This is a genomic window from Flavobacterium enshiense (genome assembly GCF_040750275.1).
Taxonomy (GTDB): Bacteria; Bacteroidota; Bacteroidia; order Flavobacteriales; family Flavobacteriaceae; genus Flavobacterium; species Flavobacterium enshiense_B.
Map to the genome: position 1 here is coordinate 272,086 of NZ_JBDOCV010000001.1, position 14,254 is coordinate 286,339.

Here is a 14,254-nt window from a genome sequence, read left to right on the forward strand (position 1 = left end):
TAAAGAAGGTTTTCAGAAACTTTAAACAGATGAAAGATAATCCAAAATTCATAATCAGCGGAGGAGGAACCGGAGGGCATATTTACCCGGCGGTGGCGATTGCGAACGAATTGAAAAACCGTTTCCCGAAAGCCGACATCCTTTTTGTAGGAGCCAGCGATAAGATGGAAATGCAGAAAGTGCCACAAGCAGGGTACCCGATTAAAGGATTGTGGATTGCGGGAATTCAACGAAAGCTGACGTTGCAAAACGCGATGTTTCCGTTAAAGCTGGTTTCGAGTTTAGCAAAATCTTTTGGGATCTTGAGAGGGTTTAAACCGGATGTGGTAATCGGAACCGGAGGTTTTGCAAGTGGTGCGGTTTTAAAAGTGGCTTCCATGATGGGAACACCAACCGTAATTCAGGAACAGAATTCCTATCCGGGCATCACCAATAAATTGTTGAGTAAGAAAGCGAATAAAATTTGTGTGGCTTACGAAAATCTGGAACGCTTTTTCCCAAAAGAGAGTATGATTTTGACCGGAAATCCGGTGCGCCAGGATTTGATTTCCGTTGCAGATAAAAGAAGCGAAGCACTTGAGTATTTTAAGCTCGATGGTTCCAAAAAAACACTTTTGGTTTTAGGCGGAAGTTTAGGCGCGAGAAGAATCAATCAACTTATCGCCAAAGAACTTGATTTTCTGTTGTCACAAAACATTCAGATTATCTGGCAATGCGGGAAATTGTATTTCGAGGAGTACAAGCATTTTAACGATAAAGAAAATGTCCAGGTGCTGTCGTTCATCGATAGAATGGATTTGGTGTACGCTGCCGCCGATGTGGTAATCTCCCGTTCCGGAGCCTCTTCCGTTTCGGAATTGTGCATCGTAGGGAAACCGGTGATTTTTATCCCGTCGCCCAATGTAGCCGAAGACCATCAAACCAAAAACGCTAAAGCTATAGTCGATAAAAACGGTGCGCTTTTGCTGAAAGAATCAGAATTAGACACGCAGTTTGAAACGGTTTTTCAGGATTTGATTTCCAACAATGAAAAGCAAAATCAACTGAGTGCAAATATAAAACAGTTGGCTTTACCCAATGCAACCAAAGACATCGTCGACGAAATTGTAAAGTTGATAAAATAAAACCTTAGTAACTCAGTGCCTTAGCGCCTAAGAACCTAAAAAAAATGAACCTAAACCAAATACAAAACGTCTATTTCATCGGAATCGGAGGCATCGGAATGAGTGCCATTGCGCGCTATTTCAAGTTCATCGGGAAAAATGTAGCCGGTTATGATAAAACCCCAACGCATTTAACTGAAGAGTTGGAGCGAGAAGGAATTCAGATTCATTTTGAAGACAGCATTGCGTTAATTGGTCAGGAGTATTTGAATAAAGATAATACGCTGGTAGTTATCACGCCGGCCGTTCCGAAGAGTCATGCCGAGTGGAATTACTTTTTGGATAACGGTTTCGTCGTGAAAAAACGTGCGGAAGTTTTAGGGATCATCACTAAAGATACGTTTTGTTTCGCGGTAGCCGGAACGCACGGAAAAACTACAACATCCAGTATTTTAGGACATGTTTTGTATGAAAGTGGCGCCGATGTAACCTCGTTTTTAGGTGGAATCGTCGAGAATTATAACTCCAATTTAATCGGAAACGGGAAAACGGTTACGGTGGTGGAAGCCGACGAATTCGACCGCTCGTTCTTGCACCTGCATCCGAACATCGCTTGCGTAACGTCCATGGATGCCGATCATTTGGATATTTATGGGGATAAAGCGTCCATTGAAGCATCGTTTATCGAATTCGCGAATAAAGTAGAAGATAAAGCTAAACTTTTTGTCACAAACGGATTGCCGATTGAGGCCATTACAGTGGGTGTCAACGACGATTCAAAGTTCGTTGCAAAAAACATAAGAATAGAAGACGGCTGGTATGTTTTCGATGTGGAAACACCAACCGAGACAATAACAAATTTAAAATTTGGTCTGCCAGGCAGGCATAACCTTACTAATGCGCTTTTAGCTTTGGCGATGGCAAAAACATTTGGTACCCCAACAGACGCGATTGCCAAGGCTTTTTTAACATTCAAAGGCGTGCGTCGTCGTTTTTCGTTCCAGATTCGCAAGCCGGATTTTGTATACATTGACGATTATGCGCATCATCCAACGGAAATTAATGCCGTGCATCAGGCGGTTCGGGAATTGTATCCGGGGAAGAAAGTGTTGGCGGTTTTTCAACCACATTTGTTTAGCAGAACGCGCGATTTTGTCGATGATTTTGCCAAAAGTTTATCGCAATTCGATGAAGTGTTTTTGATGGAGATTTATCCGGCGAGAGAATTGCCAATGGAAGGCGTTACTTCAAGTTGGTTGTTGGGTAAAATTGAAAATGACAATAAGCGATTGGTTCAAAAAGAGGAATTGATTGCGTTAATGCAAGCTTCTGATGCTCCGATAGTTGTAACTATCGGTGCGGGGGACGTAGGAGAAATGGTTCCGGAAATTAAAAAAGCGTTGGAAAAATGAAGAAAATAAAGTGGGCAGATGTGCGTTTGGTGCTCATGATTGGTGTCATGATTTTTTTGTATTCGTTTTCCACCATGCGAAACGAAGCACGAAAAATAGTGAAAACCGATGTTGAATTTACGGGAGAAAACAACCCTTTTGTGACACATGAAACGGTTAATAACTTGTTAATACAAAATTTTAACGGCTCTTCCAGTATACGAAAAGATAAATTAGATTTGAATAGTTTAGAGCATACTCTCGATAAGAACAAGATGATTGAAAAAGTCGAGGTGTATGCCACAATAGACGGAACCCTTAAAGCGCTCGTTACACAGAAGACCCCAATCGCAAGAGTTAGCAATGAAAAAGGTTCGTATTACATTGACTATCAAGGAGAAGAAATGCCGTTGTCGGATACATATACCGCGCGCGTGCCTCTTCTGTCCGGTGAAGTGAATGAGGAAAACAGAGCGGGATTGGTAGATGTTTTTAAGAAAATTCATGATGATGATTTCTTGAAAAAAAACATCACAGGTGTGCAGATTTTGCCGACAGGGAGCATGATGATGACGAACAGGAATTATGACTATCGTATTCTTTTCGGGAAAAGTATTAATGTGGATAAGAAGTTTAATAATTACAAAGCCTTTTATCAACATTCATTGAGAGATACCTTGGTTGGACAATATAAGATGATTAATTTGAAGTTTACACAGCAGGTTGTGTGCACCAAATAGAAGAAAAATGGAAAAAGAAAGTATTGCAGTAGGATTAGACATTGGAACCACAAAGATTGTGGCAATGATCGGCAAGAAAAATGAGTACGGGAAATTAGAAATTTTAGGCGTTGGGAAATCCAAAAGCCTTGGTGTGGCGCGTGGTGTGGTAAATAATATTACACAAACCATTCAATCCATTCAGCAGGCGATTATCGAAGCAGAAGCGGATTCGGGTTATAAAATTAACGATGTGGTGGTAGGTATAGCCGGTCAGCACATTCGCAGTATTCAGCACAGCGATTACATCAGTCGTCCAAATCCGGAAGAAGTGATTGGCGATGCCGATATTGATATGCTGATCAATCAGGTGCACAAACTGGCGATGTTGCCGGGTGAAGAAATTATTCACGTGTTGCCGCAGGAATTTAAAATCGACGGACAATCCGAAATCAAAGAGCCAATCGGAATGTACGGCGGGCGTTTAGAAGCAAGCTTTCACGTAGTAGTGGGGCAGGCGTCTTCTATCCGAAACGTAGGCCGTTGCATTAAAAGTGCCGGTTTGGATTTGTCGGGATTAACCTTGGAGCCGTTAGCTTCAGCCGATGCGGTTTTAAGTCAGGAGGAAAAAGAAGCTGGTGTGGCTTTGATTGATATCGGAGGCGGAACTACGGATTTGGCTATTTTTAAAGATGGCATCATCCGTCATACCGCAGTAGTGCCTTTCGGTGGAAACGTAATCACGGAAGACATCAAAGAAGGTTGTTCGATTATTGAAAAGCAGGCGGAACTGTTAAAAGTGAAATTTGGTTCGGCTTGGCCGGGTGAAAATAAAGACAACGAAATCGTTTCGATTCCGGGATTAAGAGGGCGTGAGCCTAAAGAGATCTCGTTAAAGAACCTTTCGAAAATTATTCACGCAAGAGTAGTGGAAATCATCGAGCAGGTTTTTGCAGAGATTAAAAATTACGGTCACGAAGATCCGCGTAAAAAGTTAATTGCCGGCATTGTATTGACTGGTGGTGGTTCGCAATTGAAACACATTAAACAATTGGTGGAATACATCACGGGAATGGACACCAGAATTGGTTATCCGAACGAACATTTGGCTGGAAATTCTGATGAGGAGATTTCAAGTCCGATGTATGCGACAGCCGTTGGTTTGGTGATGAACAGCACTCGAAACAATACCAAAAGCGCCACGCCATTAGTGGAAATGAAGCAGCCGGAGCCTAAAATTGAAATCAAACAGCCAGTTATTCAGAATATCGCAGAAGAGCCAATTGAGGAAGAGCTTGTTTTTGAACAGCCTAAAGCAGAAATAAAAAGGCCTCCGGTAGAAATGGAATCCACGGGAGATAAGATAAAACGAGGCTTTTTTGATAAGTATATAGACAAGATTAAAGAATTTTTAGATAACGCAGAATAAAACCGATACAGTATGGAAAGCAACAACGAATTTGGAAGTATTTCATTTGATTTGCCGAAAAACCAATCAAATGTAATTAAAGTTATTGGTGTAGGTGGCGGTGGTAGTAATGCTATCAACCACATGTTTAGACAAGGAATCGTAGGTGTGGATTTTGTAATCTGTAATACCGATTCTCAAGCGTTGCAAAACAGTCCGGTGCCTAACAAAATTCAGTTAGGAATTGGTTTGACCGAAGGTCTTGGAGCAGGGGCGAATCCTGAAGTAGGCCAACAATCCGCTTTGGAAAGTATCGAAGAAATCGAAAAAATGTTGGACAGCAATACCAAAATGATCTTCATCACCGCAGGTATGGGTGGAGGAACAGGAACGGGTGCTGCTCCAGTAATTGCACAATTGGCAAAGGAACGCGATATCTTAACGGTAGGTATTGTAACCATTCCGTTTCAGTTTGAAGGAAAAGTGCGTTCCGAGCAAGCCTTGCAGGGTGTTGACAAGTTGCGTAAACATGTCGATTCTTTAATCGTTATCAATAATAATAAGTTAAGAGAAGTATACGGAAACTTAGGATTCAAATCTGGGTTCTCTAAAGCAGACGAAGTATTGGCAACCGCTTCAAGAGGTATCGCGGAAGTAATTACCAACCACTACGCCTTAAACATCGACTTACGTGATGCGAAAACCGTATTGTCCAACAGTGGAACCGCTATCATGGGATCAGCAACAGCATCCGGTGAAAGCCGTGCGAAAGATGCTATCGTAGCCGCTTTGGATTCTCCGTTATTAAACGACAATAAAATTACGGGTGCTAAAAACGTATTGTTGCTAATCGTTTTTGGAACCAACGAAATCACGATGGACGAAATGGGTGAAATCAACGATTACATCCAAACCGAAGCAGGATACAGTGCTAATATTATTATGGGTGCTGGAGAAGATGAAAGTTTAGGGGATGCAATTTCGGTAACGATTATTGCTACAGGTTTTAATGTGGAGCAACAGGCTGAAATAGTAAATTCTGAGCCTAAAAAAATCATCCACACGTTAGAAGGGGAGCAGAAATTAGTACAGGATTTAACCCAAAAACCAATGGTGCCGTCGTTTGATTTTTCAAACATTGCACAAGAAGTTAAATCGGAACCGGTTGTGGCGGAAGTTACTCCTGTAGTAGAAGAAAAAATCGTTTTTGCTTTAGAGGAGGAAGTAGCAGCCGTAGAAGAAAAAAAGCCGGTAGCGGAAGTGGATTTAATTCCAACTTCTGAATTTATCAATAATTTAGACGTTTTCTTTGAAATCGTTTCTCCGGTAAAAGAAGAGCCGAAATTTGAAATTAAAGACGTTCGCGAAATTGAAGTTTTCGGTGCCGAAATCGTAAAACCGGAAGTGCAAGAAGTGCAAGAGCAAATATCTTTTTCTTTTGACCTTACCAATGGAGGTGTTTCCACTAACGACGATCGTTTAGTATTCGATTTAACCGAAGAAACCCGTGAAATGAAAGTGACTGAACCGGTGCAGGTAGTTCCGGTAACCGAAGTAAGTGAGTCTGGAGTAGTGCGTTATTCGCTAGACGATTACATGGAAAAAGAAAACGAATTGGCAGCTTCAAAGCCGGTAGCGGAAATAAAAGAAGAGCCGATTGCTCCGGAATTGGATATCACCATGAGGAAGACGGAGGAAGCACCTGCTGTACAGTCGTATTTTGATGATGTTTCGCCGGTAGAAATGACTATTGAAGAAACGCTTCGTATGCGTGCGGAAGAGCGTAAAAGAAAAATGAAAGAGTTCAACTATAAATTCAATAACAGCACTTCGCGTGTTAACGAATTAGAGAAAGAACCTGCTTATAAACGCATGGGAGTAGATTTGAATTCGGCTCCTGTAGACAATAGTAAATCGCGTATGTCCTTAGGGTTTGACAGTAATGACGACGTTCAGTTGCGTTCGAACAACTCTTTCCTTCATGACAACGTGGATTAACTAATCCCCCTATTTGAGAAACCTTAACCCGAAGCAGTGATGTTTCGGGTTATTTTTTTATCTTCGCAAAGCAAAAATAGTAATGGTTTTTGGAGCGAAAGGTTAGTGAGGATCTGGATGCCATTTTCCCGCCATCCGCTCTACGCGATGTCGCTCCTGTCGGGGCTAAGCAGGAAACCATTTGAGTTTTTGGAATCAAAGGAATAGAATAATCGTATAAACAACTACAGATATGAGTTTAGGAGCGAAAATCATGGATGAAATGAAAACCGCCATGAAAGCAAAAGATACCGTAGCTTTAGAAGCGTTACGTGCTATTAAATCGGAAATATTATTAGCACAAACATCTGCGGCTGGAGGTGATTTGACTTCGGAAGACGAAATTAAATTGCTTCAGAAATTGGTAAAGCAAAGAAAAGACAGCGCAGCCATTTTCAACGAACAAAACCGTGCTGACCTGGCAGAACCGGAATTGGCGCAAGTAGCTGTAATCGAGAAGTTTTTGCCGGCACAATTGTCGGAAGCGGAAGTAGAAGCAATTATCACAAAAATCATAGCCGAAACCGGGGCAACAGGTATGGCAGCAATGGGTCAGGTAATGGGTCAGGCTTCCAAAGAATTGGCAGGTCAGGCAGATGGGAAAACCATTTCCACTATCGTTAAAAAGTTATTAGTTTAAAGGATTTGGAATTTAGAATTTGAGAAGCCTATTCGTTTTTCTAAATTCTAGCTTCAAACCGGCCTCGTAGTTCAACTGGATAGAATATCAGATTTCGGCTCTGAGGGTTGGGGGTTCGAACCCCTCCGAGGTCACGAATAAACAAAAAGCATAAGTAAAAATGTCCAAGCTTGCTTGAGCATTTTTACTTATGCTTTTTGTTTTCAAAGCGGAGCTTTGTAGGGTAAGACGTAGTCAACCCCTTGTCGTTATTAGCGAATGTCCAAGCTTGCTTGAGCATTTTACCTGTGTTTTTTATTTTCAAAACGGAGCTTTGTAGGGTAAGACGTAGTCAACCCCCTGTCGTTATTAGCGAATATCCAAGCTTGCTTGAGCATTTTACTGTGTTTTTTATTTTCAAAACGGAACTTTGAGGATGTGAGAACGTTAGGAGTTCATGGTTTTTATTCAAATAAATTTGTAAACTTCTGTTATAATATTTGTATATTACCTGAAATATTAAACCCAAATCCTAACGCATGCCTTTAGAAGACATTTTGTTAGCCGTGATAGTGCTTGTGTTTGTCGGGCTTCTTGTATTTAGAGTCTTCGAGCAAGGGTATATTGCTTTTTACAACCGTCCGCTTTACATTCATTTTTATCCTTTCTCAAAGCGTTTAACACGACGTCAGCGCTCTTTTTTAAAGAAAGGTTTTGTTTTCTATCAGAGGCTGCCAATAAAGGAGAAAAAATACTTCGAATACCGTGTTGCAGATTTTATTGCCGAGTATGAGTTTGTTGGGAAAGACGGTTTGATGGTAACAGATGAAATGAAGGTTTTAATCGGCGCAACATCTACGATGCTTACTTTTGGAATGAAGCATTACCTGTACGACGTTTTCGAGCGCATTATCATTTATCCGGAAGAATATTATTCCACCATGAACGACGAATATCACAAAGGAGAATTTAATCCTTTGGTGAAGGCGATTGCGTTCTCATGGAAAGATTTTATTGAAGGCTACAGCATCGATAACGACAATCATAATTTAGGACTTCATGAATTTGCTCATGCGCTTAATTTTCAGGCCATGAAGAGCAATAATACCAGTATGACTATTTTTTCGGATATGTTTAAGGAAATTCTGGAGGAAATCCATCATCCGCCTAACGCCAAAAAACTTGTGGAATCTGATTATTTCAGGATTTATGCCTATACTAATAAATTTGAATTTTTAGCGGTTGTTCTGGAGCATTTTTTTGAAACCCCCAGACAATTTAAACAAGAATTTCCAGAGTTGTTTCACAAAGTGGAACTCATGATAAACTTCAAGGGAAGTCGCTAAATTTTTGTTAAAAACACTTCTAAATTAACGGTGTAGGAGGGATAAGAAGTAGCTTTGTTTAAACCAAATCAACAAATTGCAGTCATAAAGCTACTATTCTAAATCCATATGAAACTTAAATACATAATTTACGCCTTGATCTCCGTTATTTTAGGAGGCATGATTTTTTACAGAATTTCCGAGAATAAAGCCAAAGACGAAGGCGGAAAAGGTAAAAACGGGGGTGAGAAAAAGCCAGCAAAAGTTACCGGTATCGTCTTAAGACCTCAGGTTTTCTCCGATAATCTTTCTCTTTCCGGATCTATCGATGCCAACGAACAGGTGGAAGTTCGCAGTGAGGTATCCGGTGTGGTGGAGAGCATCAATTTTGAAGAAGGCAGTTACGTTGCCAAAGGACAACAGTTACTAAAAATCAACGATCTGGAACTTCGTGCACAATTGTCGCAAGCCAAAACCAAACAAACCTTAGCTTCCGAAAACGAACGTCGCGCCCGATTGCTCTTGCAAAAAGAAGCCATCAGTCAGGAAGAATATGACATTGCCAGCGCTGATTTTCGTTCTGCGAAAGCACAAACCCAACTTATACAGGCGCAAATTGCCAAAACTTCGGTGCGAGCCCCTTTTTCAGGGAAAATCGGATTGCGTTCCATTTCCAAAGGCGCTTATGTCACACCAACTACAGTTGTCGCAAATCTTGTCAATACCAGTCAGGTGAAAATTACGTTTTCCATACCTGAAAAATACGCGGGTCAGATGAAAGAAGGAACGACTATTTCCTTTACCATAGCCGGTTCCAACGAAAAATTCAGTGCTAAAATTTATGCGATTGAGCCAGGCATCGAAGTAACAACCCGAACCTTAAAAATGAGAGCTTTAGCCGAAAATAAACAAGGAAAATTAATTCCGGGAACCTTTGCCAATATCGCTTTACCGCTGGATAAAATTAACGACGCTATCTTAGTGCCTACCGAAGCTTTGATTCCGGTGCAAAACGGTAAAAAAGTATTCGTTTCCTTAAACGGAAAAGCCAAAGAGGTCATGGTGGAAACCGGAACCCGAACCGACAAAGAAATTTTAGTGTTATCTGGGTTAAAAGCAGGGGATACTTTGTTGACCAGTGGCGTAATGACACTAAAAGACGATGCCCCAGTTAAAGTAAGTTTAAAGTAAGATAAGATTTTAGGTATGAGTTTATCCACTTTAAGTATCAAAAGACCGGTTTTAACCATTGTACTCAACTTGATGCTGATCCTTTTCGGCGTGATTGGGTATACCTTTTTGGGTGTGCGGGAATTTCCGTCCATTGATCCAGCGCAGATTTCCGTGCAAACTAATTATTCCGGTGCCAATGCTGATATTATAGAATCGCAGATCACGGAACCTTTAGAAAAAGCCATTAATTCCATTGATGGGATTCGAAATATTTCCTCTTCCAGCAGTCAGGGTAGAAGTAACATCACCATTGAATTCAACCTCGATAAAAATTTAGAAGAAGCGGCTAACGATGTACGCGATAAGGTTTCACAAGCCGTTCGCAGTTTGCCTCAGGATATCGATGCCCCGCCGGTAGTTTCCAAAGCCGATGCGGATTCGGAACCGATTATTACGATGACCGTTCAGAGTGACAACAAAAATGTGCTCGAACTTTCCGATTATGCCGATAACGTATTGGCCCAACGCCTTCAAAGCATACCCGGAGTTAGTAGTGTCCAAATTTGGGGCTTGCGAAAATATGCCATGCGTTTGTGGATTGATCCCAATAAATTGGCTTCCTACGGTTGCACGGTTGCCGATGTCCGAACGGCTTTAAACAAACAAAATGTCGAATTGCCTTCCGGAAAATTAACGGGTGCCAACACGGAATTGACCGTAAAAACCATAGGGAATTTATCCACAGAAGAAGAATTCAACAATATCATCATCAAAGCAGAAGGCGATAAAATTGTCCGCTTAAGCGATATCGGAAAAGCCTCTTTAGAAGCTGAAAATTTAGAAACCAAACTTTCCGATTCCGGTCAGCCGATGGTGGGTATGGCAATCATTCCCCAGCCGGGAACGAATTATCTCGACATCGCCGAAAAATTCTACGAGCAATACGACCAATTGCAGAAAGATTTACCAAAAGACTTCAAATTAAACATCGCGATCGATAATACGGTGTTCGTAAAAAAAGCGGTAACCGAAGTAGCGGAAACCTTGTTGATTTCGATTATTTTGGTAGTCTTGATTATTTATGCTTTTTTCAGGGATTGGGCAATTGCTTTCCGACCGTTAATCGATATTCCGGTTTCCCTGATTGCTACGTTCTTCATTATGTATTTATGCGGATTTTCCGTAAACGTACTGACTTTATTGGCCATCGTATTGGCGACAGGCTTGGTGGTGGATGACGGAATTGTGGTAACCGAAAACATCTTCAAAAAAGTAGAAGAAGGTATGACGCCGATTGAGGCCGCGATAAAAGGTTCCAATGAGATTTTCTTTGCCGTTATTTCAATTTCCATTACGTTGGCCGCGGTATTCTTGCCGGTTATTTTCTTAGAAGGATTTGTAGGGCGTTTGTTCCGTGAATTCGGGGTGGTAATTGGTGCGGCAGTGTTGATTTCGGCCTTTGTGTCATTAACGCTTACGCCGATGCTAAATGCATACCTGATGAAAGGCGGGGAGCAGAAAAAATCAAAATTCTATAAACTGACGGAACCTTATTTCGAAAAAATGAATTCCGGATATGCGGAAGCCCTAACCGGATTTATGAAGAAAAAATGGTTGAGTTTTCCAATATTAATCGCCTGTTTCGGATTGATCTATTTATTCTTTACTGTGCTTCAGAAAGAAACCGCACCCTATGACGACCGAAGTTTTATCGGGGTAAATGTAACCGCTCCCGAAGGTGCTTCGTATGATTATATGGACCGATTCATGAGCGAATTGACTGAACTTATCAACGATTCCATTCCGGAGAAAAAAGTGAGTTTGATTATTACGTCACCAGGTTTCGGGTCGTCTTCCGTGAACAGTGGCCGTGCGCGAATTGCATTAGTGCAGCCGGGAGAAAGAGAGAAAAGCCAAAAAGAAATTGCAGAGAATTTAACGAAATGGACCAAACAATATTCGGAAGCCAAACTAAACGTTTCTGAATCGCCGACTATTGCGGTGAACCGTCGTGGCGGAATGCCAGTGCAGTTTGTAATTCAGGCGCCGAACTTTAAAAAGCTACAGGAGAAAATCCCACAGTTCATGGACGAAGTGGCGGATGATCCAACATTTTCGAATTCGGATGTAAACCTGAAATTCAACAAACCTGAAATTTACGTAACGATTGATAGAGAAAAAGCACAAAGTTTGGGCGTTTCCATTATCGATGTGGCGCAAACGTTGCAGCTTTCCTTAAGTGGTCAGCGTTTTGGATATTTCATGATGAACGGAAAGCAGTATCAGGTGATGGGACAATTCGATAAAAAAGACCGCGATACCCCAATGGATCTGACTTCCATCTTTGTAAAAAGCGATAAGGGCGAACTGATTCAATTGGATAATTTAGTTACGGTGGAAGAACAGAGCAGCCCGCCGCAATTGTACCATAACAACCGTTACATGTCGGCCACGGTTTCAGCAGGATTGGCACCAGGGAAAAGTATCGGCGATGGAATTGACGCTATGGAACGCATCAAAGAAAAAGTCTTAGACGATACCTTCACGACGGATTTAAGTGGTGAATCGCGAGATTTTGTGGAAAGTAGTTCGAATACATCGTTTGCTTTCGGCTTGGCGTTGTTGCTGATTTTTTTGATTTTAGCGGCGCAGTTTGAGAGTTTTATCGATCCGTTCATCATCATTTTAACTGTGCCGATGGCGGTTGCAGGAGCGTTGTTTTCGCTTTGGCTGTTTGGTCAGACCTGGAATATTTTCAGTCAGATTGGAACAGTAATGTTGATTGGTCTGGTAACGAAGAACGGAATTCTAATCGTCGAATTTGCGAATCAGTTGCGGGAACAAGGGAAATCGAAATACGAAGCCATTATAGAGGCATCGGAATCTCGTTTGCGACCAATCCTAATGACCAGTTTAGCCATTGCATTAGGAGCGTTACCGATTGCAATGTCATTAGGCGCTGCTTCCACCAGTAGAATTGGAATGGGTGTGGTAATTGTGGGAGGAACCTTGTTTTCCCTGATGTTAACGTTGTTTGTCATTCCGGCCATTTACCTGATGTGGTCACGGGAGAAAAAGCATCGTCCGGAATTTGATAATCTTGAAAAATATGAAAAGGAATAACGGCATGATAAAGTATTTGTTGCAATGGATATTCATAATAGTAGCCTTTCAATTTGGAAATGCGCAGGAGGTTTTAACCTTGGAAGATGCGGTTCAAATTGCCTTAAAAAATAATTACGACATTCGATTAGCTTCCAATAATTTGAAAATTGACGAAACTGGCGTAGGAGTTGCCAATGCCGGAATGTTACCAAGATTGGATGCTACTTTTACGCAAAACAACAGCATACAGAATACAAAACAAACGCAGTCCACCGGAGCCGTTCGGGAACTGGATAATGCTAAAAATAACAGCATGACTTACGGCGTAAATTTGGGTTGGACGGTTTTTGACGGTTTAGGAATGTTTGCTCGTTACGATCAGTTGAAAGAATTACAAAAGCAAGGTGAAACCGAGTTGAAATTGGCCATCATGACGCGTGTAAGCGATGTAATGTCCGGATATTATGATTTGGTGCAACAGCAGCAATTGTTAAGTGCTCTAGATACGACCATTGTAATTTCTAAGCAACGCTTGAAAACGGCTGAAAATCGTTTTACCATCGGGAAAGCAGCGAAGTTGGAAGTATTGAACGCACAGGTGGATTTGAACACCGATAAATCCAATTTGTTAAAGCAGCAAGAATTGCTTCATAATGCCAAAATTCGTTTCAACGAACTGCTGGCGAGAGAAACGGATGCCGATTTTAAAGTAGTTGAAACCGGCACAACGGATGATAAATTGCAATTAGCTGAATTGCGTGAATTGACAAAAAAACAAAACCCTCAGCTGCAGTTGGCTTTGATTAACAAGAGAGTGGCAGAATTGAATCTGAAACAAGTAAAAGCCAATCGTTATCCCACCGTTAATCTGAATGCAGGGTATGCTTTTACCGAGAGTGAATCGAGTTTGGGATTTGTGTCGCAATCATCAGGCAGGGGATTGAATTATGGGGTTTCGGCTGCGATTCCTGTATTCAATGGTTTTTTACAGCATCGCAACGAGAAGATTGCCAAGTTGCAGGTGGAAAATACCGCTATGGCTATCGAACAACAAAATAAATCGATTGACACCCAATTGGCAAGCGCATTTCAAACCTATAAGACTAATATCGAATTAGCCAAGCTGGAGCAGGATAACGAAACTATAGCGAAACGCAATCTTGAAATCACGATGGATAAATTCAAAATAGGAACCGTTCCTACTATCGAATTTAGAACCGCTCAGGAAAATTATATCAATGCAGTAGCCCGACACAGCAGTGCGAAATTCCAAGCCAAAATTTCCGAAATCGCATTACAGGAAATCGCCGGAAATATTAAGTTTTGATAAACGCCTGATTTTTATCAGCTATTTTGTAACTTTATAGGGGTAAT

At 41.3% G+C, this 14,254-nt stretch carries 10 protein-coding genes and 1 tRNA gene; all 11 read left to right on the plus strand.

Annotated elements, in window-relative coordinates; genetic code table 11:
- Positions 1–29: 29 nt before the first annotated feature.
- Positions 30–1,124 carry an undecaprenyldiphospho-muramoylpentapeptide beta-N-acetylglucosaminyltransferase gene (gene murG, locus ABGT15_RS01315; protein ID WP_367229612.1) on the plus strand — a complete coding sequence of 365 codons (1,095 nt, stop codon included), beginning with the start codon at positions 30–32 and terminating at the stop codon, positions 1,122–1,124.
- A gap of 44 nt (positions 1,125–1,168) precedes the next feature.
- Positions 1,169–2,515 (plus strand): UDP-N-acetylmuramate--L-alanine ligase, encoded by a 1,347-nt coding sequence (murC, locus tag ABGT15_RS01320; protein ID WP_367229613.1) that lies wholly within the window; start codon positions 1,169–1,171, stop codon positions 2,513–2,515.
- On the plus strand, positions 2,512–3,234 hold the full coding sequence (locus ABGT15_RS01325; RefSeq protein ID WP_367229614.1) for a cell division protein FtsQ/DivIB: 723 nt from the start codon (positions 2,512–2,514) through the stop codon (positions 3,232–3,234). The genes murC and ABGT15_RS01325 overlap by 4 nt, the downstream gene beginning before the upstream one ends.
- Positions 3,235–3,241: 7 nt before the next feature.
- Entirely contained in the window at positions 3,242–4,642 is a 1,401-nt protein-coding gene (ftsA, locus tag ABGT15_RS01330) for a cell division protein FtsA (RefSeq protein WP_367229615.1), read from the plus strand.
- A 12-nt stretch (positions 4,643–4,654) separates the two neighbouring features.
- Positions 4,655–6,619: a cell division protein FtsZ gene (gene ftsZ / locus ABGT15_RS01335; protein ID WP_367229616.1), complete on the plus strand. Its 1,965-nt coding sequence runs from the start codon at positions 4,655–4,657 to the stop codon at positions 6,617–6,619.
- 232 nt (positions 6,620–6,851) lie between these two features.
- The gene (locus ABGT15_RS01340) at positions 6,852–7,298 is read left to right on the plus strand and encodes a GatB/YqeY domain-containing protein (protein WP_367229617.1); all 447 of its coding nucleotides are present in this window, start codon (positions 6,852–6,854) and stop codon (positions 7,296–7,298) included.
- A gap of 60 nt (positions 7,299–7,358) precedes the next feature.
- Positions 7,359–7,432: transfer RNA gene (locus ABGT15_RS01345), tRNA-Arg, on the plus strand.
- Positions 7,433–7,816: 384 nt separating this feature from the next.
- Positions 7,817–8,623 (plus strand): zinc-dependent peptidase, encoded by an 807-nt coding sequence (locus ABGT15_RS01350; RefSeq protein ID WP_367229618.1) that lies wholly within the window; start codon positions 7,817–7,819, stop codon positions 8,621–8,623.
- Between the two features lie 108 nt (positions 8,624–8,731).
- On the plus strand, positions 8,732–9,793 hold the full coding sequence (locus tag ABGT15_RS01355) for an efflux RND transporter periplasmic adaptor subunit (RefSeq protein ID WP_367229619.1): 1,062 nt from the start codon (positions 8,732–8,734) through the stop codon (positions 9,791–9,793).
- A gap of 15 nt (positions 9,794–9,808) precedes the next feature.
- Positions 9,809–12,898, plus strand: a complete 3,090-nt coding sequence (locus tag ABGT15_RS01360; RefSeq protein ID WP_367229620.1) for an efflux RND transporter permease subunit — start codon at positions 9,809–9,811, stop codon at positions 12,896–12,898.
- Positions 12,885–14,207, plus strand: a complete 1,323-nt coding sequence (locus ABGT15_RS01365) for a TolC family protein (protein ID WP_367229621.1) — start codon at positions 12,885–12,887, stop codon at positions 14,205–14,207. Before ABGT15_RS01360 ends, ABGT15_RS01365 begins: the two co-directional genes overlap by 14 nt.
- Positions 14,208–14,254: the final 47 nt, after the last annotated feature.

Excerpts from the sequence above, each read along its gene's own strand:
- ftsZ (WP_367229616.1), top strand. The coding sequence starts at position 4,655 with ATGGAAAGCAACAACGAATTTGGAAGTATTTCATTTGATTTGCCGAAA.
- ABGT15_RS01325 (WP_367229614.1), top strand. The coding sequence starts at position 2,512 with ATGAAGAAAATAAAGTGGGCAGATGTGCGTTTGGTGCTCATGATTGGT.
- ABGT15_RS01360 (WP_367229620.1), top strand. The coding sequence starts at position 9,809 with ATGAGTTTATCCACTTTAAGTATCAAAAGACCGGTTTTAACCATTGTA.
- ABGT15_RS01350 (WP_367229618.1), top strand. The coding sequence starts at position 7,817 with ATGCCTTTAGAAGACATTTTGTTAGCCGTGATAGTGCTTGTGTTTGTC.
- murG (WP_367229612.1), top strand. The coding sequence starts at position 30 with ATGAAAGATAATCCAAAATTCATAATCAGCGGAGGAGGAACCGGAGGG.
- ABGT15_RS01365 (WP_367229621.1), top strand. The coding sequence starts at position 12,885 with ATGAAAAGGAATAACGGCATGATAAAGTATTTGTTGCAATGGATATTC.
- ftsA (WP_367229615.1), top strand. The coding sequence starts at position 3,242 with ATGGAAAAAGAAAGTATTGCAGTAGGATTAGACATTGGAACCACAAAG.
- ABGT15_RS01355 (WP_367229619.1), top strand. The coding sequence starts at position 8,732 with ATGAAACTTAAATACATAATTTACGCCTTGATCTCCGTTATTTTAGGA.
- ABGT15_RS01340 (WP_367229617.1), top strand. The coding sequence starts at position 6,852 with ATGAGTTTAGGAGCGAAAATCATGGATGAAATGAAAACCGCCATGAAA.
- murC (WP_367229613.1), top strand. The coding sequence starts at position 1,169 with ATGAACCTAAACCAAATACAAAACGTCTATTTCATCGGAATCGGAGGC.